Here is a 22,267-nt window from a genome sequence, read left to right on the forward strand (position 1 = left end):
GAACGAAAGGCCCGCGAAATGTCAGAGCTGCGCCGCCACTGAAATCTCCCGTGCCGCGGCCTTGAGGCAGTCGATCAGCCGCGCCGCGGCAGGCGGCAGCGTGCGGCCGCGCGTGCGTACCGCAGACAGGGCGGCGGCCGTGCGCATGGTTTCCGCCGGAACCCGCTTGAGAAGGCCGAGCGCCTCGAAATAGGCGGTGATGTCTTCCGACAGCACCCACAACAGATTGCGCGCATTCATCAGGCTGACATTGGTCTGGATCGAGGAGGACTCGATCATGCAGCGGGCGGGCCTGCGCTTTACGCGACGGAAGATGCGCTCGATCCCGGCGCGCATCGGCGTGCCGTCCTGCGGCAGGATCCAGTCCTGTTCGGCCAGTTTCGCCCAGCCGACCGGCGAACCGCGCACCAGGGGATGCTGCGGACCCGCGACGATACAAATCGCGGGATCGTAAAGCTCGTCCATCGCGAAATTGCGGTCCACCAGAGCCGGCTCGACGCGGCCGATGACCAGATCGAGCCGGCCGTCGCGCAGCATCGCGAAATGCTCCTCCATCGCGCCTTCGCGCATGGTCACGATCACATCGGGTGTGCGATCGAGCAGCAGCGACAGCGCGCGGGGCATCAGCACGTAGCAAGCGCCGATGCCTGCTCCCACCGCGACCGTGCCCGACAGCCCGCTTTCGATGGCCTCGATCTCGGCCTGCGCCCGATCAAGATTGCCAATGAGGTTCGCCGCGTGGCGGATCAGCGCGCGCCCGGCTGCCGTCGGCCGCAGCGAACGTCCCTCCTTCTCGAAGAGGTTGATCGACAGGTCGCCGGACAACGAACCGAGCAGTTTCGAGGCCGCAGGCTGCGACAGCCGCACCTCGCGCGCTGCCGCGCTCAGTGTCGGCGCCTGTTCGAGCGCCGCCAGCAACTCGAGCTGGCGCAGCCGGATGCGGCGGCGCAGCGTCTGACCGGATTTACGTGCTCTGGACACGGGGCTGGACGCCGGTTTGCAGGGCCATTTTGACATATGTCACTTATGATATGAATTCGCGCCAACTATTCATTTGAAGAAAGTGTAGCGGTTTTTCAGAATTGCTCCAGCTTCTCTCATCGAAAGCGCTAAAGTCCGGCCGATCCATGGATTCCTCCCCCCGTTTTTCCCGCCCCGGACTGCAGATGACGAAACCTGCCCCGTTTATCGACCGCTTCGGACTCTGGACCGCCGAACAGGCCCGACAGGCGCGCGCGCTCAAGGCGCTGATCGCCAGACACAAGCTGAAGCTGATCCGGCTGGTCTGGTCCGACACCCACGGCCATGCGCGCACCAAGGAAGTGACGATCCCGGCGTTCCTGTCGGCACTGACCGGCGGCTACAACATCAATGTCGCGACCACGACGCTCGACGCCTCGGGCGCGCGGACCTTCGCCTCCTTCACGCCCGGCGGCGGCATGGGGCTCGAGGAGATGACGGGCTCGCCCAATCTCACCATCGTGCCGGATCCGTCGACCTTCCGTGTGCTGCCATGGGCGCCGGGCATCGGCTGGGTGATCTGCGACGAATATTTCAACACCGGCATCCCGTTTCACTTCTCGCCGCGGCAGCTCCTCAAGAAACAGCTGGCGCGCCTGAAGCAGCAGAAATTCGGACTGACGGTCGGGCTCGAAGTCGAATGGTATCTCCTGCGCCTCGCCGGCGATCCGATCGCGCCGGAAAACACCAACGCCATCGGCATCAAGGGCAAGCCGGTCCGCACCCATCCTGTCGAGACCGGGTATTCGTATCACTCTGAGTCCAATTTCGACATCATGCAGCCGGTGCTGACGGCCTTATGCGAGCATTTCGAGGCAATCGACCTGCCGCTGCGTTCGATCGAAAACGAATGGGGACCGGGTCAGGTCGAATGCACCTTTGCGCCAAGGGATGCGCTGACCACGGCCGACAATCTGATCCTGTTCCGCAGCGCAACGCGCCAGATCACGCGCCGGATGGGCTATCTCGCAAGCTTCATGGCCCGGCCGGCGATTCCCGGCTTCTGCGCCAGCGGCTGGCATCTGCATCAGTCGCTGTCCGATGCAAGCGGCAAGAAGAACATGTTCATGCCGACCAAAGCCGGCGATCCGCTCTCGCCGGTCGGCATGCAGTATCTCGCAGGACTGCTGGCGCATGCACAGGCGGCGACGCCCTTCACCACGCCGACCGTGAACGGTTACCGCCGCTACAAGCCGAACTCGCTGGCACCCGACCGCGCCACCTGGGCCTATGACCATCGCGGCGTGATGGCGCGCGTGCTCGGCGCGCCTTTCGATCCGGCGACGCGGATCGAGAACCGGATCGGCGAGCCGTCGGCCAATCCGTATCTCTATATTGCGGCGCAGATCGTCTCGGGCCTCGACGGCATCGCCAACAAGCGCGAGCCGGGTCCGCAGGAGCTGAACCCGTATAATTCTGACTTTTCGCTGCTGCCGAAGACTCTGCAGGATGCGCTTGCTGCCTTGGAGGCGTCCGCGTTGTTCCGCGAACAATTCGGCGAGACTTTCGTCAATTATTTCCTCGCCTTCAAACGCACCGAACTCAGCCGCTTCGAGAAATGGAAGAGCGAACACGGCACCGCCTGGGATCCGGCCGGCGAGCCGACCGAGTGGGAGCAGAATGAGTATTTCGATTATTTCTAGGTCGCAGCGCCCGCTCGTCCCTGCGGAGGCGGGGACTCAGACGCAAGAAGACTGGATTCCCGCTTTCGCGGGAATGAGCGGCGTGTGGGGCGCCGGCAGAGCAACTCAACAATCACGGCAAAGGATCTGAACCCCATGCTGGAAAAAACCACAAATCTGACGCGCACCGCCTATCTGTCGCCGCCTTACGACTACGACCAGCTGGTGCAGCGCGACCGCGTGCATCAGCTGATCTATACCGATCCCGCGATCTTCACCGCCGAGATGACGCATATCTTCGGCGCGGTCTGGGTCTATCTCGCGCACGAGAGCCAGATCCCGAACAACGACGACTACGTCCTGAGCAAGCTCGGCCTGCGGCCGATCATCGTGCTGCGCGACACCAAGGGCAAAATCCGCGCGCTGTACAATCGGTGCACCCATCGCGGCACCACGCTGTGCCGGCTGGAAAAGGGCAACTCGAATGTGTTCCGCTGCCCCTATCACGGCTGGACCTTCAACAATGACGGCTCGATCCGCAACGTGCCCTGGCCGGACGGCTACGCCAATGACGTTGCCGAAACCCGCTTCAACGCTGCGCAAATTCCGCGGGTTGAAAGCTATCGCGGCTTCATCTTCGGCACGCTGAACATGGATATGCCGCCGCTCGAGGAGTATCTCGGCGGCATCAAGGGGCCGCTCGACGAATGGCTCGACCGTCACCCCGGCGGCAAGGTCGCGATCTGCGAGGCCAATCGCCTCAAATACAACGGCAACTGGAAGCTCGCCTACGACAATTCATGCGACGGCTATCATGTCGTGTTCTCGCACCGCTCGCTGCTCGACATGGAGAACCGGCTGGTGGCGGAGGCCGACAAGGGCATGTCCTATTACAAGGGCCGCCCGGACGAAGCGCCGATGTACATGAAGTATTTCGGCCACGGCCACCACTTCAAGGACAAGCGACCGAACATGGAGATCAAACCGGGCGCGATGTGGTCGGTGGAGAGCCCGCATCCCGGCATGGAGCATTATGAGGCGGAGCTTCGCCGCCGCCTCGGCGACCGGGCACCGGAAGCGCTCGATCTCGCTTCGTCGGAGCCCGTAAACATCAATATCTTTCCCAATCTTTCGATTCTCGGAAACCACCTGCAAGTCTTCGAACCGCTCAGCGTCAGCGAGACCAACGCGATCTGGTACGGCACCGCCGTGGTGGACGACGAGGGCGTCTGGGGCGACGCGCTGCCGCTGATCAATGCGCTGCGCATGCGCACACAGGAGGGCTTCCCGAATTTCGGCGAAGTGGACGACCTTGCCAATTTCGAGGAGATCCAGCGCGGGCTTGCGGCCTTCGAGGATGAGTGGGTCTACATGCATCGCGGCATGGATATCCCCGGCCGCATCGTCGATTGCGGTGACGGCGTCCTGAAGGCGCCGGCCACCGACGAGATGTTCATGCGGGAATATATCCAGTACTGGAAGCGGCTGATGCAGACCGAGCCGAACGTCCAGATCAAGCGGGAGCCGTGATCATGCAAGCACAAGAAAGCCAAGCACCCGTCAGGCACGACCCGCACAAGACCTCGTTCTACGTCACCGATGCGCTGTACGAGGGAATCATCTCCGATTTTTCCAACTGGCAGCGCGACGATTTCGTCATCAACGATCCTGTCGAACGCGACCTGTTCCGCGGCCTGCTGGAGCATGAGGCGCGGTTGCTCGACCAGGACCGGCTGGAGGACTGGCTGACGCTGTTCACGCCGGAATGCGTCTACTGGCTGCCCTCGACGCCAAATGGCGGCGATCCACGCAAGGAGATCGCCATCACCTTCGACGACCGGCGGCGGCTGGAGGACCGGGTGTACCGGCTGCGCACCGGCTATGCCTGGTCGCAGAAGCCGAAGTCACGCACCGTGCGGCTCGTCACCAATGTCGAGGTGTTCGATGCCGGGCGCGCCGATACGCGGATGGTCCGCTCCAACGTGATGATCGCCGAGTTCCGCGGCTTCGAGACGCGCTGCCTCTATGCCTGGTGCGGTCACCGCTACGTGAAAGAGGGCGGCGCGTGGATGATCGCGGTGCGCCAGCTCAACCTGATCGATTGCGACCAGTGCATCCGCAATCCGAGCATCGTGCTGTAGCCGGCCATCACGGCAAGGAACGGGAGGCGAAGCAACCCGGGAGGCACTGGAGTGGGTATGGGGATTGCTTCGCTTCGCCTGCAATGACGGGCTAATATGGCGTCTGGTCAAGAATTGTTCCCCAGGAATACCCGGATGTCCCGCCTCGCCGCCGCGCTGCTATTCGCCTTCTCGTTTGTGCTGCTCCCGGCAATCGGATCCGCGCAGGACAAATCGAAGCACGACCAATCGACAGTGCCGATGCAGGGCTATTGGCGCTTCGAGAAGGACGCCGCGGATGCGGCCAACCTGTCCTTTGTCAGTGACGGCAAGGTGATCTTCCTGGTTCGCGCAGGCCGCACCATCAGCATCTGGTTCGCCTATCCGGAAGGGCCGCAGATCACGGGCCCGGTCCGGGTCCGGATCGAGACCGGCGCAAAGCGCTGGCGCATGGACGGCGACCTCAGGACCGAAGAGCAGAACGGGAAGCCGGCGATCTATTTCACGCAGAACGACTTCGGCATGACCGACCGCAAGAAAAGATGGGGCACCCTGACCCAGCGCTACAACCAGTTCATCGAGGGACTGACCGCCGCAGACCAGATCGTCATCACCACCAAACAGGGCGTGATCCGGCTGCCGGCCGTCACCATCGCGGATGCGCGCCAGCAGATGCAGCTGTGACGCGCAATACCCGAGCCTCGAGACAACGATGAAACGCCTCCCGGTTTCCGACGACGACAGACGCTCGATCGAAGCCTTTTTCGAACGCTGGGGCACCCTGGTCGGCAATGTCGATTTCAGGCGCGCCCGCGAGCTCTATACGGAGGACGTGATCGCCTTCGGCTCGCTCGGCAAGATGCTGACCTCGCGCGCGGCGCTGGAAGCCGAGCAATGGCGCGCGGTCTGGCCGACCCTCGCAGATTACCGCCACGATCTGGCGACGCTTGAGATCGTCGTCTCGCCGGACCGGCTGATGGCGATGGGTGCGGTAATGGCCCGCACCACCGGCATTCACAGGGACGGCTCGCATTTCGAGCGGCCGGCGCGCGTCACCGCGACCCTGATGCGCGAAACCATCGATGCGCCCTGGTTCATGACCCATACCCACGTGTCGCTCGTGCCTGGCACGCCGGTGCCGTCGTATGGGCAGAGGCCGGAAGCCGGGTAGCCTGACGGGCCGGTCAGCGCAGCCCGCCCACCGGGGCTGGAGTGGGCCGCGTAGCGGGCTCCTCGCCCGCGCCGATTCATGCTGCCGGTCGGCTGCTGCTCCAGATTTGCGCAGCTCGTTACGGCTCACGACGTTTTGCCAGCAAAACCTCAATTCGTCCTGTGGCAACGGAGCGTGGCCGCAGCGTCTTGCCGCCGTTGACTCGTTCAAGGCCCAATCTCAGAATGATCGTGAGGGAAACGGGTCGCAAAGACCCGGTACGCATCGCCGGGCAACGGCGGGCGTCCCAAGAGGAACACGCCAAGGAGAGACCCGCGATGGCTGCGCCACTTCGCTTCAACGCCATGCATTTCATGCCGTATTCGTACCTCCCGGAGAACCACAAGGAGTTCAAGTCCACCTGGGTGAGTTTCCCGAACAAGTATTTCGACCCCGACAAGGGGCATGAACTCTACAACCGCTATATCGGCGAACTCGTGCTGGCGGACGAGCTCGGCTACGACGCGGTGGTGGTGAACGAGCATCACAACACCGTCTATTCGCTGATGGCGACGCCGAACATCATCGCCTCGGCGATCGTCGCGCAGACCAAGAATGTGCGCATCTGCGTCTGGGGGACGCCGCCGAATTTCATGATGCCGAACCGGCTGGCCGAGGAATACGCAACCCTCGACGTGATGTCGAAGGGCCGCCTCGAGGTCGCCTTCCCGCTCGGCACCGGCATGGAATACTGGTCCAACCCGGTGAACCCTGCGACCGCGCGCGAGAAGTTTCGCGAATCGCTGAAGATCATCCTGCAGGCCTGGACCGAGGACGGCCCGACCACACATTATGGCAATCACTATACCTACCGCTTCCTCAATCCGTGGCCGCGTCCGTATCAGCGGCCGCATCCGCCCTGCTACATCGTCGGCACCGGCTCGCCGGAAACCATCGAGATCGCGGCCGAATTGGGCTTCGGCTATTCGTCGGTGTTCGTCACGCAGGCGCGCGCCAAGGAGCTGAACGAGCAGTTGCGCGAGCGCGCCGCGCATTTCGGCCACACCATGCGGCCCGAGCAGCTCCCGCTCCTGACCTTCGTCTATGTCGCGGAGACCCAGGAGCAGGCGGAGAAGGAATATATCCCGCATCTGCAGCGCTTCTTCGAGGATTACGCCCGCACGGTGCCGCAATATCTCGCGCCCCCCGGCTATCTCTCGGTCGATCAGCTGAAGGTGCGCGCCGCCACTGCCGACAAGATGCATGGCGGGTTCGACTTCAAGGCGATCTCGTCGTCCTTCTTCATCTCGGTCGGCACTCCGGACAAGGTGGCGAACGACATCGGCGAGTGGACGGTCCGCATGAAGACCAACCACATCAACAGCGTGATGCATGTCGCCGATATGCCGCACTGGAAGACGGTGAAGAACCTGACGCTGTTCGCCGAGGAAGTGATGCCGCGGCTGCGCGAGCGTGCCGGGTCTCCGCAACGCATGGCCGCTGAATAATGGCTGCCGAGTAACGGGAATAACGAGAATGAGCAAATTCGAGCGTCAGACCCTCACCGTCGACGGCGTCAAGACCGTCGTGCATACCGCGGGCCATGGCGAGCCGCTGGTGTTCTTCCACGGCGCCGGCACCGTCGACGGCTTCGACTTCGCCGAGCGCTGGACCGACCGCTTCCGCGTCATCGTTCCGTATCATCCGGGCTTCGGCGAATCCGGAGACGATCCGACCTTCACCACCATGCATGACTACGTCATGCATTATCTCGAGCTGTTCGACATGCTCAAGCTCGACCGGTTCAATCTGGTCGGGCTGTCGATGGGCGGCTATCTGGCGGCAAAATTCGCAAGCGAACACGGCCATCGCGTCAAGAAGCTGACGCTGATCGCACCCGCGGGCCTGATCGATCCGAAGAACCCGATGCTCGACATCCTTGCGGTGCCGGGCGAAGCGGTGCCGGGGCTGCTGGTCTCCAATTTCGACGTGCTGAAGCCGAAACTGCCGGAAAAGCCGGATCTCGACTTCATGGGCGAGCGCTATCGCGAAGCCACCACAGTGGCGCGGCTGTTCTGGGAGCATCCGGGCGATCCCAAATTCATGCGCTATCTGCACCGCATCAAGGTGCCGACCCAGATCATCTGGGGCGAGGAGGACAAGATCATCCCGGCCGGTCAGGCCGAAACCTGGCGCAAGTTCATCCCGAATGCCGACATCCAGGTCTACAAGGGCGCCGGCCACCTCGTGCATCTGGAGCGACCCGAGGCGGTCGACGCGGTCGCCCGCTTCATGAGCTGAGCCGGATCGGGCTCTGGCCTTAAGGGTGCCGCGGTTTTGCAGGTTCCGGCCGGGACAATGTCCCTCAGCCGCCAGCGGCGGCGCGCTGTTCCGACGGCGTCATGCCGTAGCGCGCCTTGAATGCTGAGGTAAAGTGTGCAGCGCTGGTGAAGCCGCAGCGCTGCACGATGTCTGCAATGGCAAGCCGGCGGTACGCCGGATCGGCGAGCAGCCGGTAGCCGAGCGCAAGTCGCTGCTCCCAAATCCAGCGCGTCACGGTCCAACCGTCTTGCGCAAACAGCCGGTTCAGATGCCGCGGCGAAAGCCCGACATGGCGCGCCACCATGGCGGCATCGAGGGCCTCGTCGCCAAGACGTTCGGCGATAAAAGCTTCGGCACGCAGGCGCCGCACGTATGGGGACGCACCGATCCGGTCGAGATCGTGCGGCAGTGTCAGCAGCGCATGACACAAACTGTGCATCCGGTCGGTGATGCGTTCAGCCTCGCTGACCAGCGGGCGCGCCACGAACGCCTTGAGGGTCTTGGCGAGCTCGCCGCCGAGCGCACGCCCACCCTGAATCGAACCGTCAATCTTGATCGGACCATCGGGTCTTGGCCAGCGCTCGCCGAACAGCCTCAGAGACTGCGGCACATCGACGATGAATTGTCGCGCCTGCCGCGCAAACCCGCAAAGATACGGCTCCCAAGTCGGGTAAATCAGTACATCACCCATACGGGCCTCAAGACAGCGCCCGCTCTGGTACAGAAAGATTTCGCCCTGTTCGACAACAGCGACGAATACCGAGTTTCTCGGATAGCGGCGCAGCAGGTCCGGTGTGCGCTCGATCACATGCGCATTGCCGGCAATATCCGCGAGTTTCAGCGAACCAAGATCAAAGTTGCGCTGGCGCGCCTCCAGACCCTGCGCAGTGTAACTGCTGCAGCGCAAACCGACCAATTCGCAACTGTTATATTCGTCCCAGAAGGCCAGCCGCTCGTGCGGCGGCACGAAATCGGTGGAGCATTCGCGCTGCGGCACCGTTATCGCGCTGCTCATCGGTGGTTCCTCCTGCCGGCAATGCTACCGGCGTCCTCGGGGCGCAAGCAAGTGGTCCTGTTGGCGATAACCTGTCGCAGCCGGATCGCCTAAAGTGACGGCAAACAAAAACTGCGGGAGACGCTCATGCAAAAGATGGCCGAAGAGTTCTGGCGCAGCATTCCGGCGATCAAAAATGTGTTCAAGCCGGACGCCAAGCCCGAAGTACACATCGCCAATGCCGCCACTGACGACCGGCGCTATTACGTGCCATTCACGGATACCGTGTCGTCGCGCCCACTCTGGATCTCGCCGAGCCAGAACCGGTGGGCCGACATCCTGCGCGCCGACGGCCCCGGCCTGGTCAATCGCCATTACCACCCGCATGAGGTTTTTGCTTTCACCTTGTCGGGCAAGTGGAGCTATCTGGAACACGACTGGATCGCGACCGCCGGGGATTTTGTCTACGAAACGCCGGGCGAGAGCCATACCCTCGTTGCCCATCACCACCCCGATCCCATGCTCGTCCATTTCAACGTCAAGGGGCCGCTGATCTGGCTGGACGATCAGGGCAATTCGATCGGGCATTTCGACGTACACGATTATATCGCGCTGGCCCGGGCGCATTACGAAAAAGTAGGGCTGGGCGCAGGCTACGTTGACACCCTTTTCCGGTGATGTAGCCTTTATGTCCGCTCAACAAGATACGGTGCGGCGAGAGACCGGACAAAGAAGCCGGCTGGGCCACGCAGGAAACAACGGGAGGATTCCATGGACAGAAGAACATTCGTAAAAGGCAGCGCGGCGCTCGCCGGCGCCGTTACCTTGCCGAAAGTCTATGCGCAGGCGCAGAGCGCGCCGAACAGCATCCGCTTCGGCTATGCGATCACGCAATCGGGCCCGCTCGGACCGGGCGCGGAATCGACCAGCATCTCGCAATACCGGCTCTGGCAGAAGCGCGTGAACGACGACGGCGGCATCATGCTGAAGAAGTTCGGCAAGAAGGTGCCGATCGAATTCGTCAGCTATGACGACCAGGGCAAGCCGGACGAAGTGCTCAAACTCACCGAGCGGCTGATCCAGCAGGACAAGGTGGACATGATCCTGAGCCCCTATGCCAGCCACATGAACCTGGCATCGGCGCCGATCACAAACAAATTCGAATATCCGGTGATCTACACGACGGCGACCACCAACAAGACCTACACGCTGGGTCCGCGCTGGCCGTTTGCGTTCTGGAATATCTCGCAGCCGAACGAGTCGACCGAGCCGGTCGCGAAAATGATCGGAGATCTGAAGAAAAGCGGAAAGATCAAGGGGACGGCCGCGGTCATTCACCCCAACATCGAATACGGCCTCGAAATGAGCACCGCATTCGTGGAAGCTGCGAAGAAGAACGGCATCGACATCGTCTTCAACAAGGGCTACCCGTTCCCGGCATCGGACCTGCAGCCCCTGGTTCGCGAGGCGATGGCCACGAGTCCCGACGCCTTCATCGCCATGAGCTATCCGCCGGAAACCTTCGCGCTCCCCGAACAATGCAAGATCGTCGGCTTCAATCCGCAGATCATGTATCTGGCCATCGGCGGCGTGTTCCCCGGCCTCAAGGGCAAATACAACAACAACGTCAACGGCATTCTGGTCTATGGCGGACTCAATCCGGACGAACCCGGCATGGCCGAATACAACAAGGCCCATCAGGCGATGTTTAATCGTCCGTCCGAAGCCGGCGCCATCAACGTCTATGGCGCACTTCAGGTGACGCAGCAGGCGATCGAAACCGTCGGCGAGATCGACCGCAAGAAGATCCGCGACGTCATCGCCCGCGACAAGTTCAAGACGCTCTGGGGCGAGCTTTCCTACAAGGACCAGCGCAACACCAATCCATGGGCCGTCGGTCAATGGCAGAACGGCGAGGTCGTCGGCGTGTTCCCCGCCGAAAAGGCCGGGGCACGGCAGCCCATCTTCCCGAAACCGGCCTGGTCCTGACCGCCACCGCCCTTCCACGAACTGTCATCGCCCGCGAAAGCGGGCGATCCAGTCAAGATTGTTGCCGCCTGACTGACTGGATGCCCCGTTTCGGCGGGGCATGACAATGGATTGACCCTTCGGTTGACCCTTGGATTGACCCTTGGATTGACCCTGACGGATGCGTAGACGGACGCGTAATCGGTGATCCTGTTCGAAGTCTTCCTCAACGGACTGCTGCTCGGCGGGATGTATGGTCTCATCGCGCTCGGCCTGAATCTGCAATACGGCATTGCCCGCATTCTCAACCTGTCCTTCGGCGAGTTTTTTGTCGGCGGCGCTTTTGTTGCCTTCTTCACCATCATGTTGTGGAAGCTCAATCCCTTCCTCAGCGTCTTCATCAGCATTCCGATTGCCTTCGCGCTGAGCTGGCTGATCTACCAGTTCATGATGGTGCCGCTGATCAAGCGCGCGCCGGACCAGGACGCGCTCGACGCAGACGCCGTGCTCGTCACCTTCGGGCTGTTCTTCGTGTTTCAGGGCCTCGCCCTGGTCTACTGGTCGGGCGACCTGCGCGGCTACAGCTATCTCTCGGTGCCGGTTCATATCTTTGGTGCCACCATTGCGCTCAACCGGCTGGTCGCCTTTCTCGGCGCCGTGGCGCTCGCGCTCGCGCTGTACGGTATCCTGCGCTACACGCGGATCGGCGCCGCCTTGCGCGCCATCACCATCGATCCGGTCGCGGCGGGCCTCGTCGGCATCGATGTGAAGAAGCATTCGGCGCTGGTCTTCGCCGCGGGCGGCGCGCTCGCTGCAACCGCCGGCATGCTGGTCTCGACCTTCGTTTCCTTCAGCGCCACGTCAGGCGTCGAATACACGCTGAAGGCGCTGATCGTCGTCATCATGGCGGGCGTCGGCCGCGTCACCGGCACGCTGGCCGCTGGCATCCTGCTCGGCGTGGTCGAGGCGCTCGGCGGCTACCTGATTGATCCATCTCTGACACTTGCCATCAACTTTGGGCTGTTCATGCTGATCCTCTTGGTGCGGCCGACCGGATTGTTCACCCGTGCCTGAACTCATCGACAAGAACCGGGGGACGCTCACCGCCTTTGCCGCAGCCGCGGTCATCCTCGCATTGGTACCCGCGATGGCGTCCGGCTACATCATCTCGTTCCTTCTGCTGATGTTCGCCAATGTCGCGCTGGCGACGGCGTGGTCGTTCTTTTCCGGGGCGACACGCTACATCTCGCTCGCCACCGCCGCGTTCTTCGGCATCGGCATCTACACGCTGGCGATCACTCATGTGCATATCCCGATCGGCTTTGCGCTGCTTGCCGCCGCGGCGATCGGATTTCTGGTCGCGGTCGTGGTCGGGTTATCGACGCTGCGCCTGCGCGGCGTCTATTTCGTGGTCTTCACCTTCGGCCTGACCGAGCTGGTCCACCAGGTCATCAATACCTGGGAGATCAAGATCAACAAGACCGCGACCCGTTACATCTTCTCCGACGTCTCGAATGTCACGATCTATTACACCCTGCTCGCCGTGGCCCTGATTGCCGTGATCGGCAGCTGGTATGTCAGCCAGTCACGTCTTGGCTACGCGTTGCGCTCGATCGGCGAGGACGAAACGGTCGCGCGCCACACCGGGATCAACACGACCCATGTCAAGGTTCTGTGCTTTGCGCTGTCGGCCTCGGTCATGGCGCTCGTCGGCGCTGCGCTGGCACTGCGCTACCCGTATATCGACGCGAGCATCGCGTTCAACAATTCGTGGTCGTTCCAGGTGCTGATCGCCGCATTGCTCGGCGGCGCGAGCCGTTTCTGGGGGCCCATGGTCGGCGCGATCCCGCTGGTGCTGCTGTCGGAATTCCTCGCCGGCACCTTTCCGCATCATTTCAGCATCGCGCTCGGCCTGTGCTTCATCGTGATCGTGTATTTTATCCCCGGCGGCATCGCGCCGCTGATCGAGCGCTACTGGTACAGCCTGCGCGCGCGCTGGCGCGAAAGGGCGTTTGCGTCATGACCGTTCCATCGAAGGAGATTCTTTTGTCGGTGTCGGGCCTGCGCAAGGCCTTCGGCGGACTCGTTGCGGTCCGCGATGTCTCCTTCGAGATCGCCCGCGGCAGCATTGCCGGGCTGATCGGTCCGAACGGTTCGGGCAAGACCACCGTGCTCAACCTTATCACCGCCGAACTCAGCGCCGATGCCGGCTCGATCCGCTTTCGCGGCGAGGAGTTGGTCGGGCGCCGTCCGTTCGAGGTCTGCCGTGCCCGCATCGCCCGCACCTTCCAGCTGGTGCGCGTCCTGCCCGGCATGACCGCGCTGGAGAACGTGATGCTCGGCCGCATGTTCGGCGCAGAACCTGCGAGCCCGACCGTGGCGGCGCACGAGGCGGAAGCGCTGATCGAGCGGGTCGGCCTCGGCGGCCAGGCGCATATGTTCGGCTCGCAGCTCACCTATATCGACCAAAAGCGGGTCGAGCTCGCCCGCGCCCTTGCCACACGGCCGCAATTGCTGCTGCTCGACGAGTGGCTGGCCGGTCTCAACCCGACCGAGCTGAAGGTCGGCATCGCGCTGATCCGCCAGATCAAGGCGCAGGGCATCACCATCGTCATGATCGAACATGTCATGGAGGCGATCCGCGCGCTGTGCGATACGTGCGTGGTGCTGAATGCCGGCGAGAAGATCGCCGAAGGCACGCCGAACGCGGTGCTCTCCAATCCGCTGGTGATGCAGGCCTATCTTGGAGCAGATCCCGGAGCCGAAGATGCTGCGGCTTGAACATGTCAGCGTCGCCTATGGCAAGCACGAGGCGCTGCACGACGTCTCGATCGATATTCCGGCGGCCCGCACCACCGTCATTCTCGGTGCCAATGGCGCGGGAAAGACGACGCTGCTCAAGACCATCGCCGGACTGGTAAGGGCGAAGCCCGGCGCGCGCATTCTGTTCGAGGACAAGCCGATCGAGAACGAACCGCCGCACCGCATTGTCGCGGCCGGCATTGCGCTCGTTCCGGAAGGCCGCCGCCTGTTCGGCGACATGACAGTGATCGACAATCTCAAGCTCGGCTCATATCCCGAGCGCGCCCGCGCCGACGAGGTGCGCCAGCTCGAAAAGCAGCTTACGACCTTCCCGCGGCTCGCCGAGCGGCGCAACCAGCTCGCCAAGACAATGAGCGGCGGCGAGCAGCAGATGCTGGCGATCGCGCGCGCCTTGATGTCGGAGCCCAAATTCCTCCTGCTCGACGAGCCCTCGCTCGGCCTTTCGCCGCGCCTGATCAAGGAATTGTTCGCGACGCTGCGCACCATCACGAAAGGCGGACAGGCTGTGGTTCTGGTCGAGCAGAATGCGCATCAGTCGCTGCGGCTCGCCGACATCGTCCATGTGCTGGAGAATGGTCGCATCCATTCCTCCGGCACGGCAGCGGAGATGCAGAAGGACGCAGCGATCGCCCGCGCCTATCTCGGACTGAGCACGGAAACCGAAGCGGCCTCCGCTGCGGTGGCGCCGCCTCAAAAAGCGGCACAGGCAGCGGCTGCGGGAGGGTTTGTTAACCCATTCGCCCGTACCATTGCGCCCGCGCGGGACGATATGCGGCACTCGCCCGAGGGCGACGCCGATCTCACACAAAGAGGCCAGACCATGGGCGGTTTCTACAACCCGTATGCACGGGCCGTGTCCAACAATTTCGCACCGAAAAAGCCCGAAGCCCCTGCCGATGAGGCAGCAGCGCCTGCACACGAGCGTGGCGATCTGTCGGGCGGCTTCGCCAATCCCTACGCGCGGAGCGTCGAGAAGTAAGTCTGCTTCCTTGGTTATCGCCCGGCTTGACCCGGCAATCCGGCAAATTCGCAAGATGGATTGCCGGATCACGCCGCTTCGCGGCGGTCCGGCAATGACGCCTCAGGGTATTGCGTAAGGATTGCGGAATCCGCCGGACTGGTTGCTGCTGGCAAAACCGCCGCCCGGCGCCGACACCGCGTGCAGCTTCGGCGCGGCTTCCTGCTCGCGCGCGATCTGCGGCGACACCGAGCCGGCGCTGCGGATCGCGTGATAGCTGAGTTCGTCGGGATCGATCAGATCCGGCACCTTCCAGCCGTCGAGATCGTATTCGGCCATGCATTGCTCGGCGAAGCCCTGCAGGTTCTTCGCCGTGCCTCCCGCCATCGCCCCGAACAGCACATAGCGGCGGATTTCCTCGGTCGAGCCGCCGTAATTGATCTCGTAGAGCTCGTGCCGGCCGCCGAATTCGGTGCCGATCGAGTCCCACAGGAGTTTGAGCAGCTTCACTCGATCCACCGCGGCATAGCCGTTGGAGCCGCGCATGTATTTGTCGAGATACGGCCGGATCTCCGGATTCTTGAAGTCGCGCGCCGACGAATTGAGATAGATGAGGCCCGACGCCACGGTCTGCTCGATGATGTATTTGACCTTGGTGTAGGCCATGGTCGACACGATCTGGTAGGCGCCCGCGGGCTCGATATCCGGCAGCAGATAGTCGCCGACCCACGGTTTCGGATTGCGCGACATCGCCTCCGTCAGGCCCCAGAACAGATTCCGCCAGACCAGCACCTCGCCGACATTAGCCTGCACGCCGCGGAAATCCTTCGAGCCGGTGGCTTCCACCGCCTTGAGCAAAAGCCCCGCGATGAAATCGAGCTTCACGGCCAACCGCGTGCAACCATGCAGCAGCGCGCGCGGCAAGAAGCCGGTACGCGGGAAGAAGTTGTTTGCCTTCTCCACATCGCCGTAACAGAACACGTTCTCCCAAGGCACCAGCACCTTGTCGAGAATGAACACCGCATCGTTCTCGTCGATACGGCTCGACAACGGATAGTCGAACGGCGAACCCATCGCGGTCGACGTCATCTCGTAGGACGTGCGGCAGATCAATTTCACGCCCGGCGCATTGGTCGGGATCATGAAGATCGCCGCGAAGTTCTTGTCCTGCACCGGAATCAGCCCGTGATGAGCGACGAAGGTGTAGTTGGTCAGCGCCGAGCCGGTCGCGACCACCTTTGCGCCCGAAACGATGATGCCGGCATCGGTCTCCTTTTCGACATGGCAGCACACGTCGCCGACCTCATTCGGCGGCAGGTTGCGGTCGATCGGCGGATGGATGATGGCGTGATTGACGAACGGAACCCGCTCCTGACAGAACTGATACCAGCGCTTGGCGTTTTCCTGCCACGGATCGTAGAAGTCGGCATTGGCGCCGAGCGTGCCGAGGAACGCTGCCTTATAGTCCGGCGCGCGGCCGAGCCAGCCATAGGTGATCTTCGCCCATTCGGCGATCGCGTCGCGTCCGGCGACCGATTCGGCGACGCTCTTCGGCGCCTTGAAATAGCCCTGCGTCATGCCGCCGTTGCCGGTATCGGTCGGCACCATCAGCTTGTCTTTGTGTTTGGGATCGTGCAGCGCGTCGTACAGGCGGGCGATCATGCGCGCGGTGTTGCGGAATGCCGGATGCGTGGTGACATCCTTCACCCGCTCGCCGTAGATGTAGATCTCGCGGCCGTCGCGAAGCGAGTCCAGGAACTGCTCGCCGTTCATCGGCGCCGAGGATTTGATCTTGCCGGTGGTTGCCGGATCGGCCGCAAAGGCCGTCTTGTCGTCGCGAAGCGCCGCCTGAGCCATCTCGAAACGTCCTCCCTTGGCCGCTGTTTGGTGCGGCGCTTTCGGCGTCGATTGCCCGATTGAAATCAAGCATCTAGCCCCTTGATGACGCTACGATATGGAAGCGGTTTTGCGATGGCAAGAGAGCGTCCAATCGAGCGCCCGATCGAGCGCCCAAGGGAGCTTCCAGCGGAGCGCGCAATGGAGCGTGGCCACAGGCCTGTGATCGCCCGGTGGGCCGGGCTAGACTTGGGAAACACTGCCGCCGAAATGGGCAAGGACGGAACGCCGGCTTCATGACGATCAGGATGCGATCCCTGAAGGGCGGCTGGAATTGGACCACCCAATCCCGCTTTTGGATCACGCGAGGCGCGCTCGGCGCGGCGCTGGTGGTCATCTTCGTTGCCATGGAGTGGCTGAGTTCCATCCACGAATTTATGAGCGTGCCGATCACGCCCTGGAATCCGGGCCTGGGCGTCGTCTTCGCCTTCATGCTGCTGTACGGGCCGCATTTCGGTCTTGCCCTGTTCGTGGGCATGATCGCGGCCGAGCTGATCGTGGTGCGGACCGCCCTGCAATGGCCGGTTATTCTTGCGGTCGCCGCAATCATATCCCTGGTCTATGCGGCGGCGGCGGTTGTGCTCCGCCGCAGCTTGCGCCTCGATGCGGGGCTCTATCATCTGCGCGATCTGGTCGTGCTGCTTGCCGGAGGCATCGCGGCAGCTTTTGTGAGTTCGGCGCTGGTCGCCGTTCTGCTTTTGCTCGACGACAGAATTGCGCTCGACAATGTGGCAACGGCGGCAACCCCGCTGCTTCTTGGCGACCTGATCGGCATTTCCGTCGTGACGCCGCTGACGCTGCGTGTCGTGATGCTCGTACAGGGCCGCGCATGGCTTGCGGGCTATTCAAAGCCGCTGCTCGCCGAAGTCGTGTTCTATGCCGCCCTCAGCTGCGCGGCGTTGCTGATCATTGTCGGCGGCGAGAGCGGAAGTGGATTGCGCTATTTCTACCTCCTGTTTGTGCCGGTGGTTCTCGCAGCAGTGCGCCACGGATTCGACGGCGCCTGCCTCGCGCTGGCTGTCACGCAATTTGCCCTGGTCGGTCTGATGCATCATTTCGGCTACGACGCGAAAGCCTTCACCGAGATGCAGACCCTGATGCTGGTGCTGACCGGAACCGCACTTGTCGTCGGCGCCGTCGTCAGTGAACGCCAGCAGGCCGAAGCGCAGCGCCGCCTTGCAGAGCACCGCCTGCGTGAGAAGGAGATGGAAGCCAGCCGCGCCGCGCGCTTCACGCTGGTCAGCGGCATGGCATCGGCGCTCGCCCACGAAATCAATCAGCCAATGACCGCCGCACGCGCCCTGGCGCGCTCGGCGCAGCATCTCCTCGAAGGTCCGTCGCCCGACCTGCAGCGCGCCCGCGCCAATCTTGACAACGCGATTTCGCAGATCGATCACGCCTCCGATGTCATGCGCCGGATGCGGGAATTCCTGCGGCGCGGCCGGCCGCATATGTCGAGTTTCTCTATTGGCGAGACCATCGAGAACGCTGTGGCGCTCGCACGCCCTGACATCACCTCCCGCGGCATTGCAATTTCATGGTCGATCCCGGACCGGATTCCGATGGGACACGGCGACAGCGTGCAGATCGAGCAGGTCATTCTCAACCTCATCCGCAATGCGACCGAAGCCTTATCCGGCGCGGCCGTGTCTGGGGGCGCGATCCGCGTGGATGCGAAATACTTGCCCGGCCCGGACCGGATCGAGATTGCTGTCGGCGACAACGGTCCGGGGGTTCCGGCCGGCCTCGCCGAAGCCATGTTCGAGCCGCTCACCACCTCCAAGAGCGAAGGGCTTGGATTGGGACTGCCAATATGCCTCGCCATCGTCGAATCGCATGGCGGGCGACTGTGGATGCAATCGGGCGAGCCGGGCCGAACCGAATTCCGCTTCTCGCTCCCGCTTGAACCGCGGCACAACCTAAAATAACAACATCGCGCGAGCTTCGCCCAAATGACTGCACCCACCATATTCGTCGTCGACGACCAGACATCCGTCCGTGACGCGATCGGCGAGATGCTGAGTGTTTTCGGTTTCAGGACTGAGACTTTCGATTCCGCGGCGTCCTTCCTGTCTGCGGTGCCGTCGACGCGGCCCGGCTGCGTGGTTGCGGACGTGCGCATGCCGGGCATTGACGGCATCGCGCTGGTGGGCGAATTGGCCCGCCGCAGGATTGATATCCCGGTGATCCTGATTTCCGGCCATGCCGATGTGCCGATGGCCGTTGCGGGGATCAAGGCCGGCGCGGACGACTTTATCGAAAAGCCGATCGACGACGCCAAGCTCGTGGCGGCCATCAATCGTGCCATGGCCCGCGTCTTCGCTGCACTGGACAACAGCCGGCAACATGACGAGCTTGCCGAGCGTTTCGGCAGGCTGACGCCCCGTCAGGTCGAAATCTTCGATCTCGTCGCCAGCGGCTTCACCAGTCAGGCCATCGCTGCGAAACTCGACCTCTCGACCCGTACGGTCGAGAGCTACAGGGCGCAGATCATGGAGAAGATGCAGGCGGAGAGTGTGGCCGTTCTGGTTCGGCAGGCGATCCGACTGCAACGGATTGAGGTCTGACCCTGGCCGTCTGCACCCGGTTTGGGGCGCCACGCGTAACACCCACCGATACCGTATTTATACTACGGAATTCACACGTCTGCACGACCACGCCCCAGCCGCCTAGCCTGCGACATGAAGGCGCGGTGTTCGCTGGGCGCCTTCGCGGAGTGGGGCATGAAGCGCGGTTGGGCGCGGGGCATTTCGGATCGGCCTAAAGGGCTGTTATCGTTCGATTTTCCTCTATTCGCTGCGATCGCCGCGATGCCGGCCGTGGTTTTGGCCGCGCATCTTCCGTTCGGTCTGCTGATGCCTGCATTGGCGGCCGTCGCGTTTGCGACGGCAGCAGTGGCGTCGGCAATCGGCTTCCTGACCCGCACCGGGCGCGACACGGCAACGGTCACGATCTGGGACTTTGCCGGCGGCTGCGCGATGATAGGCGTCGCCGCCAGCATCTTCAGCGAGCAACATCAAGTCTTGCAACTGCTCGGGATCGCATCCACACACCCGTAAAGTAACAAGCTATCATCCAGGCCGGGCCCCTCTGGCGATCTGCATCAGGTCGCGATGTCGGACTGGAATTCCGCAAGGAATGGCCCCGCCAGGTTTGGGACGTTTGACGTCCTCCGCTGCCGACCGGACCGTTCCATAACAAGAAAGAGGAGTTCGGTCGTGTTCGACCTCATTACGCCTTCGGTTCTCAGCGCCTTCTTCCAGGTCATCATGATCGACCTGGTGCTGGCTGGCGACAATGCCATCGTTATCGGTCTTGCCGCCGCCGGCCTGCCGAAAGAACAACGCGCCAAGGTCATTCTGATCGGCATCGCCGCCGCGACCATTTTGCGCATCCTTTTCGCCGTGATGACCACGCAGCTCCTGCAAATCGTCGGTCTGTTGCTGGCCGGCGGCCTGCTGCTGCTCTGGGTCTGCTGGAAAATGTGGCGTGAACTTCGTACGCCCCACGAGGAAATCGTCGAGGCCGAAGAAGCGCTGACCGAAACCGACATCAATGCCGACGGAACGGTCGCCGGCAAGGCGCCGCGCAAAACCTTCGCCCAGGCCACCTGGCAGATCATCATTGCCGACGTATCGATGTCGCTCGATAACGTGCTGGCAGTTGCCGGCGCGGCGCGTGACCACCCTTACGTGCTGATCTTCGGTCTGGTTCTGTCGATCGCCCTGATGGGGCTCGCGGCGAGCTACATCGCCAATCTGCTGCAACGGCACCGCTGGATTGCCTATATCGGCCTGGCCATCATCCTCTATGTGGCGCTCGAGATGATTTACCGCGGTTCGCTGGAAATCCTGCCCTACGCGCGGGCCTTTATCGGCGGATAGGGGCCCGATCCGCGCCACTCGCAGCCGCGGACAGCGCCGTCAGCGCGGTCCGCTGTTGCGTAGTCTTGCCCGAAAATGCCAAGTACCGGTCGTGATTGGCCGAGGAGCGCGCGGGCATAACGAAGCATGGCAGGCGAAAAGGTTCTGATCGTCGGCGCGGGGCTTGGCGGCCTCGCCGCGGCGCTTTGTTTGATCAAGGCGGGGTACGATGTCGAGGTTTACGAGCAGGCCCCGGCTCTTGGGGAGGTCGGCGCCGGCATTCAGATGAGCGCAAACCCGATGCATGTGCTGCGGCATCTGGGGCTCGAAGAGGCAGTCCTGAAGCTTGGTGTTCAGCCGGGCGCCTATGTATTCCGGCTGCACGACACCGGCGAGGTGATTCAGGAATTTTCGCTCGCTGAGGAGCACCGCCGCCAACACGGCGCACCGTATGTCCAGCTGCACCGGGCCGACCTGCATAACCTCCTGGCAGAAGCAGCCGCAGCGGCGAAACCCGGCCTGATCCGGCTCAATCGTCGCGCCACCGGCTTCACCGAAACCGATGACGGCATAACGCTGCATTTCGCCGACGGCACGAATGCAAAGGGCGATATCCTGATCGGCGCGGACGGACTGAAGTCCGTCATTGCCCGCCAGATCGTTGGCGAAATTCCCGCAACCTATACCGGCGACGGCGCCTGGCGCATCACGGTGCCGGTGGAGCGGCTGCCAAAGCCGTTCCTTCCGCAGGTCATGTCGGTGTTCATGGGGCCGGGCGGCCACGCGGTCTGCTACTACCTGCGCGGCGGCGCGCTGCTTAATTTCGTCGGCATCGTCGAGAAGGAGCTGGCGTCCGAGGAATCCTGGACGCAGAAATTTCCCTGGGAAATGCTCAAGCAGGATTACGAAGGCTGGCATCCGGCGATCCAGACCATCATCGACGCCGCGGATCGCGACCAATGCTATCGCTGGTCGCTGCATAATCGCCCGCCGGTGCGCAACTGGAGCACGAAGCGCGCCACCATTCTCGGCGACGCCGCACATGCGACGCTGCCCTATCTCGCACAGGGCGCGGCGATGGCGATCGAGGACGGCGCGGTGCTCGCCCGCGCCCTGCAGATGAAGGATCATATTGCAGACGCACTCGATCTCTATCAGCGCAATCGCGTTGACCGAACCGCGCGCATCGTCGAAATCTCGACGCAGAACCGCCGCCTGTTTCATCTGCCGTCGCAGGACGCGATCCGCGCCGAATTCTCCAAGCGAAACGAAGGTGAGAGCCGCAACAGCTGGCTCTATTCGTACAATCCGCTGACCGTGCCGCTGACATGACCGTTCGCGCGACGGCGGGTCTTGTTCCGTACAAGCTGAGCCAGGCGGTCGGCGGCTCGGGCGTCGCCGCGGTCGACGTGATCGTGGTCGAACTGACTGATTCCGACGGCGCCACCGGGCTCGGCTTTTCCTATGTGCTCGGCGGCAACGGAAGCGTTGTCTTCAAGGCGGCGCAGCACAGGTCGCGCGCTTCATCGAC

The 22,267-nt window shown here is 62.9% G+C and carries 21 protein-coding genes and 1 pseudogene; 19 read left to right on the plus strand and 3 right to left on the minus strand.

The features are described 5' to 3' along the window. Positions 1-21 precede the first annotated feature (21 nt). Positions 22-981 (minus strand): LysR family transcriptional regulator, encoded by a 960-nt coding sequence (locus tag ACK41X_RS15155; RefSeq protein WP_409724862.1) that lies wholly within the window; start codon positions 979-981, stop codon positions 22-24. Positions 982-1,166: 185 nt separating this feature from the next. Between ACK41X_RS15155 and ACK41X_RS15160 the strand changes: the two genes are divergently transcribed. The 7 genes from ACK41X_RS15160 (at position 1,167) to ACK41X_RS15190 (ending at position 8,213) form a co-directional block, all read left to right on the plus strand. After that, a complete protein-coding gene (locus ACK41X_RS15160) occupies positions 1,167-2,663 on the plus strand; it encodes a glutamine synthetase family protein (RefSeq protein ID WP_409724864.1) in 1,497 nt (498 codons plus the stop codon). Between the two features lie 135 nt (positions 2,664-2,798). Continuing rightward, entirely contained in the window at positions 2,799-4,172 is a 1,374-nt protein-coding gene (locus ACK41X_RS15165; protein ID WP_409724866.1) for an aromatic ring-hydroxylating oxygenase subunit alpha, read from the plus strand. A 2-nt stretch (positions 4,173-4,174) separates the two neighbouring features. Further along, entirely contained in the window at positions 4,175-4,783 is a 609-nt protein-coding gene (locus ACK41X_RS15170; RefSeq protein ID WP_409724869.1) for an aromatic-ring-hydroxylating dioxygenase subunit beta, read from the plus strand. Between the two features lie 135 nt (positions 4,784-4,918). Further along, positions 4,919-5,446, plus strand: a complete 528-nt coding sequence (locus tag ACK41X_RS15175; RefSeq protein ID WP_409724872.1) for a hypothetical protein — start codon at positions 4,919-4,921, stop codon at positions 5,444-5,446. 28 nt (positions 5,447-5,474) lie between these two features. Next, positions 5,475-5,933 (plus strand): YybH family protein, encoded by a 459-nt coding sequence (locus ACK41X_RS15180; protein WP_409724874.1) that lies wholly within the window; start codon positions 5,475-5,477, stop codon positions 5,931-5,933. A gap of 317 nt (positions 5,934-6,250) precedes the next feature. Then, the gene (locus tag ACK41X_RS15185) at positions 6,251-7,420 is read left to right on the plus strand and encodes an LLM class flavin-dependent oxidoreductase (RefSeq protein ID WP_409724877.1); all 1,170 of its coding nucleotides are present in this window, start codon (positions 6,251-6,253) and stop codon (positions 7,418-7,420) included. A gap of 28 nt (positions 7,421-7,448) precedes the next feature. After that, positions 7,449-8,213: an alpha/beta fold hydrolase gene (locus ACK41X_RS15190; protein WP_409724880.1), complete on the plus strand. Its 765-nt coding sequence runs from the start codon at positions 7,449-7,451 to the stop codon at positions 8,211-8,213. A gap of 64 nt (positions 8,214-8,277) precedes the next feature. Here the strand turns inward: ACK41X_RS15190 and ACK41X_RS15195 are convergent, their stop codons facing one another. Further along, entirely contained in the window at positions 8,278-9,249 is a 972-nt protein-coding gene (locus tag ACK41X_RS15195; protein WP_409724883.1) for a helix-turn-helix domain-containing protein, read from the minus strand. Between the two features lie 126 nt (positions 9,250-9,375). On the opposite strand from ACK41X_RS15195, the gene ACK41X_RS15200 reads away from it, so the two are divergent. From ACK41X_RS15200 to ACK41X_RS15225, 6 genes are all read left to right on the plus strand, one after another. Beyond that, positions 9,376-9,906: a 2,4'-dihydroxyacetophenone dioxygenase family protein gene (locus ACK41X_RS15200; protein WP_409724885.1), complete on the plus strand. Its 531-nt coding sequence runs from the start codon at positions 9,376-9,378 to the stop codon at positions 9,904-9,906. Between the two features lie 93 nt (positions 9,907-9,999). Then, positions 10,000-11,217: an ABC transporter substrate-binding protein gene (locus ACK41X_RS15205; RefSeq protein WP_409724888.1), complete on the plus strand. Its 1,218-nt coding sequence runs from the start codon at positions 10,000-10,002 to the stop codon at positions 11,215-11,217. A gap of 183 nt (positions 11,218-11,400) precedes the next feature. Beyond that, positions 11,401-12,270, plus strand: a complete 870-nt coding sequence (locus tag ACK41X_RS15210) for a branched-chain amino acid ABC transporter permease (RefSeq protein ID WP_409724891.1) — start codon at positions 11,401-11,403, stop codon at positions 12,268-12,270. Continuing rightward, positions 12,263-13,219 carry a branched-chain amino acid ABC transporter permease gene (locus tag ACK41X_RS15215; RefSeq protein ID WP_409724894.1) on the plus strand — a complete coding sequence of 319 codons (957 nt, stop codon included), beginning with the start codon at positions 12,263-12,265 and terminating at the stop codon, positions 13,217-13,219. The genes ACK41X_RS15210 and ACK41X_RS15215 overlap by 8 nt, the downstream gene beginning before the upstream one ends. Beyond that, positions 13,216-13,977 (plus strand): ABC transporter ATP-binding protein, encoded by a 762-nt coding sequence (locus ACK41X_RS15220; protein ID WP_409724897.1) that lies wholly within the window; start codon positions 13,216-13,218, stop codon positions 13,975-13,977. The genes ACK41X_RS15215 and ACK41X_RS15220 overlap by 4 nt, the downstream gene beginning before the upstream one ends. After that, positions 13,964-14,998: an ABC transporter ATP-binding protein gene (locus tag ACK41X_RS15225; protein WP_409724900.1), complete on the plus strand. Its 1,035-nt coding sequence runs from the start codon at positions 13,964-13,966 to the stop codon at positions 14,996-14,998. The genes ACK41X_RS15220 and ACK41X_RS15225 overlap by 14 nt, the downstream gene beginning before the upstream one ends. Before the next feature lie 102 nt (positions 14,999-15,100). Here ACK41X_RS15225 and ACK41X_RS15230 read toward each other — a convergent pair whose 3' ends face one another. After that, on the minus strand, positions 15,101-16,834 hold the full coding sequence (locus ACK41X_RS15230) for a 4-hydroxyphenylacetate 3-hydroxylase N-terminal domain-containing protein (RefSeq protein ID WP_409724902.1): 1,734 nt from the start codon (positions 16,832-16,834) through the stop codon (positions 15,101-15,103). A gap of 275 nt (positions 16,835-17,109) precedes the next feature. Here ACK41X_RS15230 and ACK41X_RS15235 point away from each other — a divergent pair, with 275 nt between their 5' ends. The 6 genes and pseudogenes from ACK41X_RS15235 to ACK41X_RS15260 form a co-directional block, all read left to right on the plus strand. Beyond that, on the plus strand, positions 17,110-18,801 hold the full coding sequence (locus ACK41X_RS15235; protein WP_409724905.1) for an ATP-binding protein: 1,692 nt from the start codon (positions 17,110-17,112) through the stop codon (positions 18,799-18,801). A 24-nt stretch (positions 18,802-18,825) separates the two neighbouring features. Further along, positions 18,826-19,440 carry a response regulator transcription factor gene (locus tag ACK41X_RS15240; RefSeq protein ID WP_409724908.1) on the plus strand — a complete coding sequence of 205 codons (615 nt, stop codon included), beginning with the start codon at positions 18,826-18,828 and terminating at the stop codon, positions 19,438-19,440. 243 nt (positions 19,441-19,683) lie between these two features. Continuing rightward, a complete protein-coding gene (locus ACK41X_RS15245; RefSeq protein WP_409724911.1) occupies positions 19,684-19,932 on the plus strand; it encodes a hypothetical protein in 249 nt (82 codons plus the stop codon). A gap of 159 nt (positions 19,933-20,091) precedes the next feature. After that, positions 20,092-20,757, plus strand: coding sequence for a TerC family protein (locus ACK41X_RS15250; protein ID WP_409724913.1), 666 nt, complete (start codon positions 20,092-20,094; stop codon positions 20,755-20,757). 126 nt (positions 20,758-20,883) lie between these two features. After that, the gene (locus tag ACK41X_RS15255) at positions 20,884-22,068 is read left to right on the plus strand and encodes an FAD-dependent monooxygenase (protein WP_409724915.1); all 1,185 of its coding nucleotides are present in this window, start codon (positions 20,884-20,886) and stop codon (positions 22,066-22,068) included. Beyond that, positions 22,065-22,267: pseudogene (locus tag ACK41X_RS15260) on the plus strand (hypothetical protein); the annotation flags it as partial. The gene ACK41X_RS15255 and the pseudogene ACK41X_RS15260, both read left to right, overlap by 4 nt.

Origin of the sequence: Pseudorhodoplanes sp. (assembly GCF_046289595.1) — a bacterium.
In the GTDB taxonomy this organism is placed as follows: Bacteria; Pseudomonadota; Alphaproteobacteria; order Rhizobiales; family Xanthobacteraceae; genus Pseudorhodoplanes.

Coding starts and splice junctions, on each gene's coding strand:
- ACK41X_RS15185 (WP_409724877.1), top strand. CDS start 6,251: ATGGCTGCGCCACTTCGCTTCAACGCCATGCATTTCATGCCGTATTCG.
- ACK41X_RS15160 (WP_409724864.1), top strand. CDS start 1,167: ATGACGAAACCTGCCCCGTTTATCGACCGCTTCGGACTCTGGACCGCC.
- ACK41X_RS15165 (WP_409724866.1), top strand. CDS start 2,799: ATGCTGGAAAAAACCACAAATCTGACGCGCACCGCCTATCTGTCGCCG.
- ACK41X_RS15195 (WP_409724883.1), bottom strand. CDS start 9,249: ATGAGCAGCGCGATAACGGTGCCGCAGCGCGAATGCTCCACCGATTTC.
- ACK41X_RS15245 (WP_409724911.1), top strand. CDS start 19,684: ATGCCGGCCGTGGTTTTGGCCGCGCATCTTCCGTTCGGTCTGCTGATG.
- ACK41X_RS15205 (WP_409724888.1), top strand. CDS start 10,000: ATGGACAGAAGAACATTCGTAAAAGGCAGCGCGGCGCTCGCCGGCGCC.
- ACK41X_RS15225 (WP_409724900.1), top strand. CDS start 13,964: ATGCTGCGGCTTGAACATGTCAGCGTCGCCTATGGCAAGCACGAGGCG.
- ACK41X_RS15230 (WP_409724902.1), bottom strand. CDS start 16,834: ATGGCTCAGGCGGCGCTTCGCGACGACAAGACGGCCTTTGCGGCCGAT.
- ACK41X_RS15170 (WP_409724869.1), top strand. CDS start 4,175: ATGCAAGCACAAGAAAGCCAAGCACCCGTCAGGCACGACCCGCACAAG.
- ACK41X_RS15180 (WP_409724874.1), top strand. CDS start 5,475: ATGAAACGCCTCCCGGTTTCCGACGACGACAGACGCTCGATCGAAGCC.
- ACK41X_RS15255 (WP_409724915.1), top strand. CDS start 20,884: ATGGCAGGCGAAAAGGTTCTGATCGTCGGCGCGGGGCTTGGCGGCCTC.
- ACK41X_RS15220 (WP_409724897.1), top strand. CDS start 13,216: ATGACCGTTCCATCGAAGGAGATTCTTTTGTCGGTGTCGGGCCTGCGC.
- ACK41X_RS15200 (WP_409724885.1), top strand. CDS start 9,376: ATGCAAAAGATGGCCGAAGAGTTCTGGCGCAGCATTCCGGCGATCAAA.
- ACK41X_RS15190 (WP_409724880.1), top strand. CDS start 7,449: ATGAGCAAATTCGAGCGTCAGACCCTCACCGTCGACGGCGTCAAGACC.
- ACK41X_RS15175 (WP_409724872.1), top strand. CDS start 4,919: ATGTCCCGCCTCGCCGCCGCGCTGCTATTCGCCTTCTCGTTTGTGCTG.
- ACK41X_RS15235 (WP_409724905.1), top strand. CDS start 17,110: ATGACGATCAGGATGCGATCCCTGAAGGGCGGCTGGAATTGGACCACC.
- ACK41X_RS15240 (WP_409724908.1), top strand. CDS start 18,826: ATGACTGCACCCACCATATTCGTCGTCGACGACCAGACATCCGTCCGT.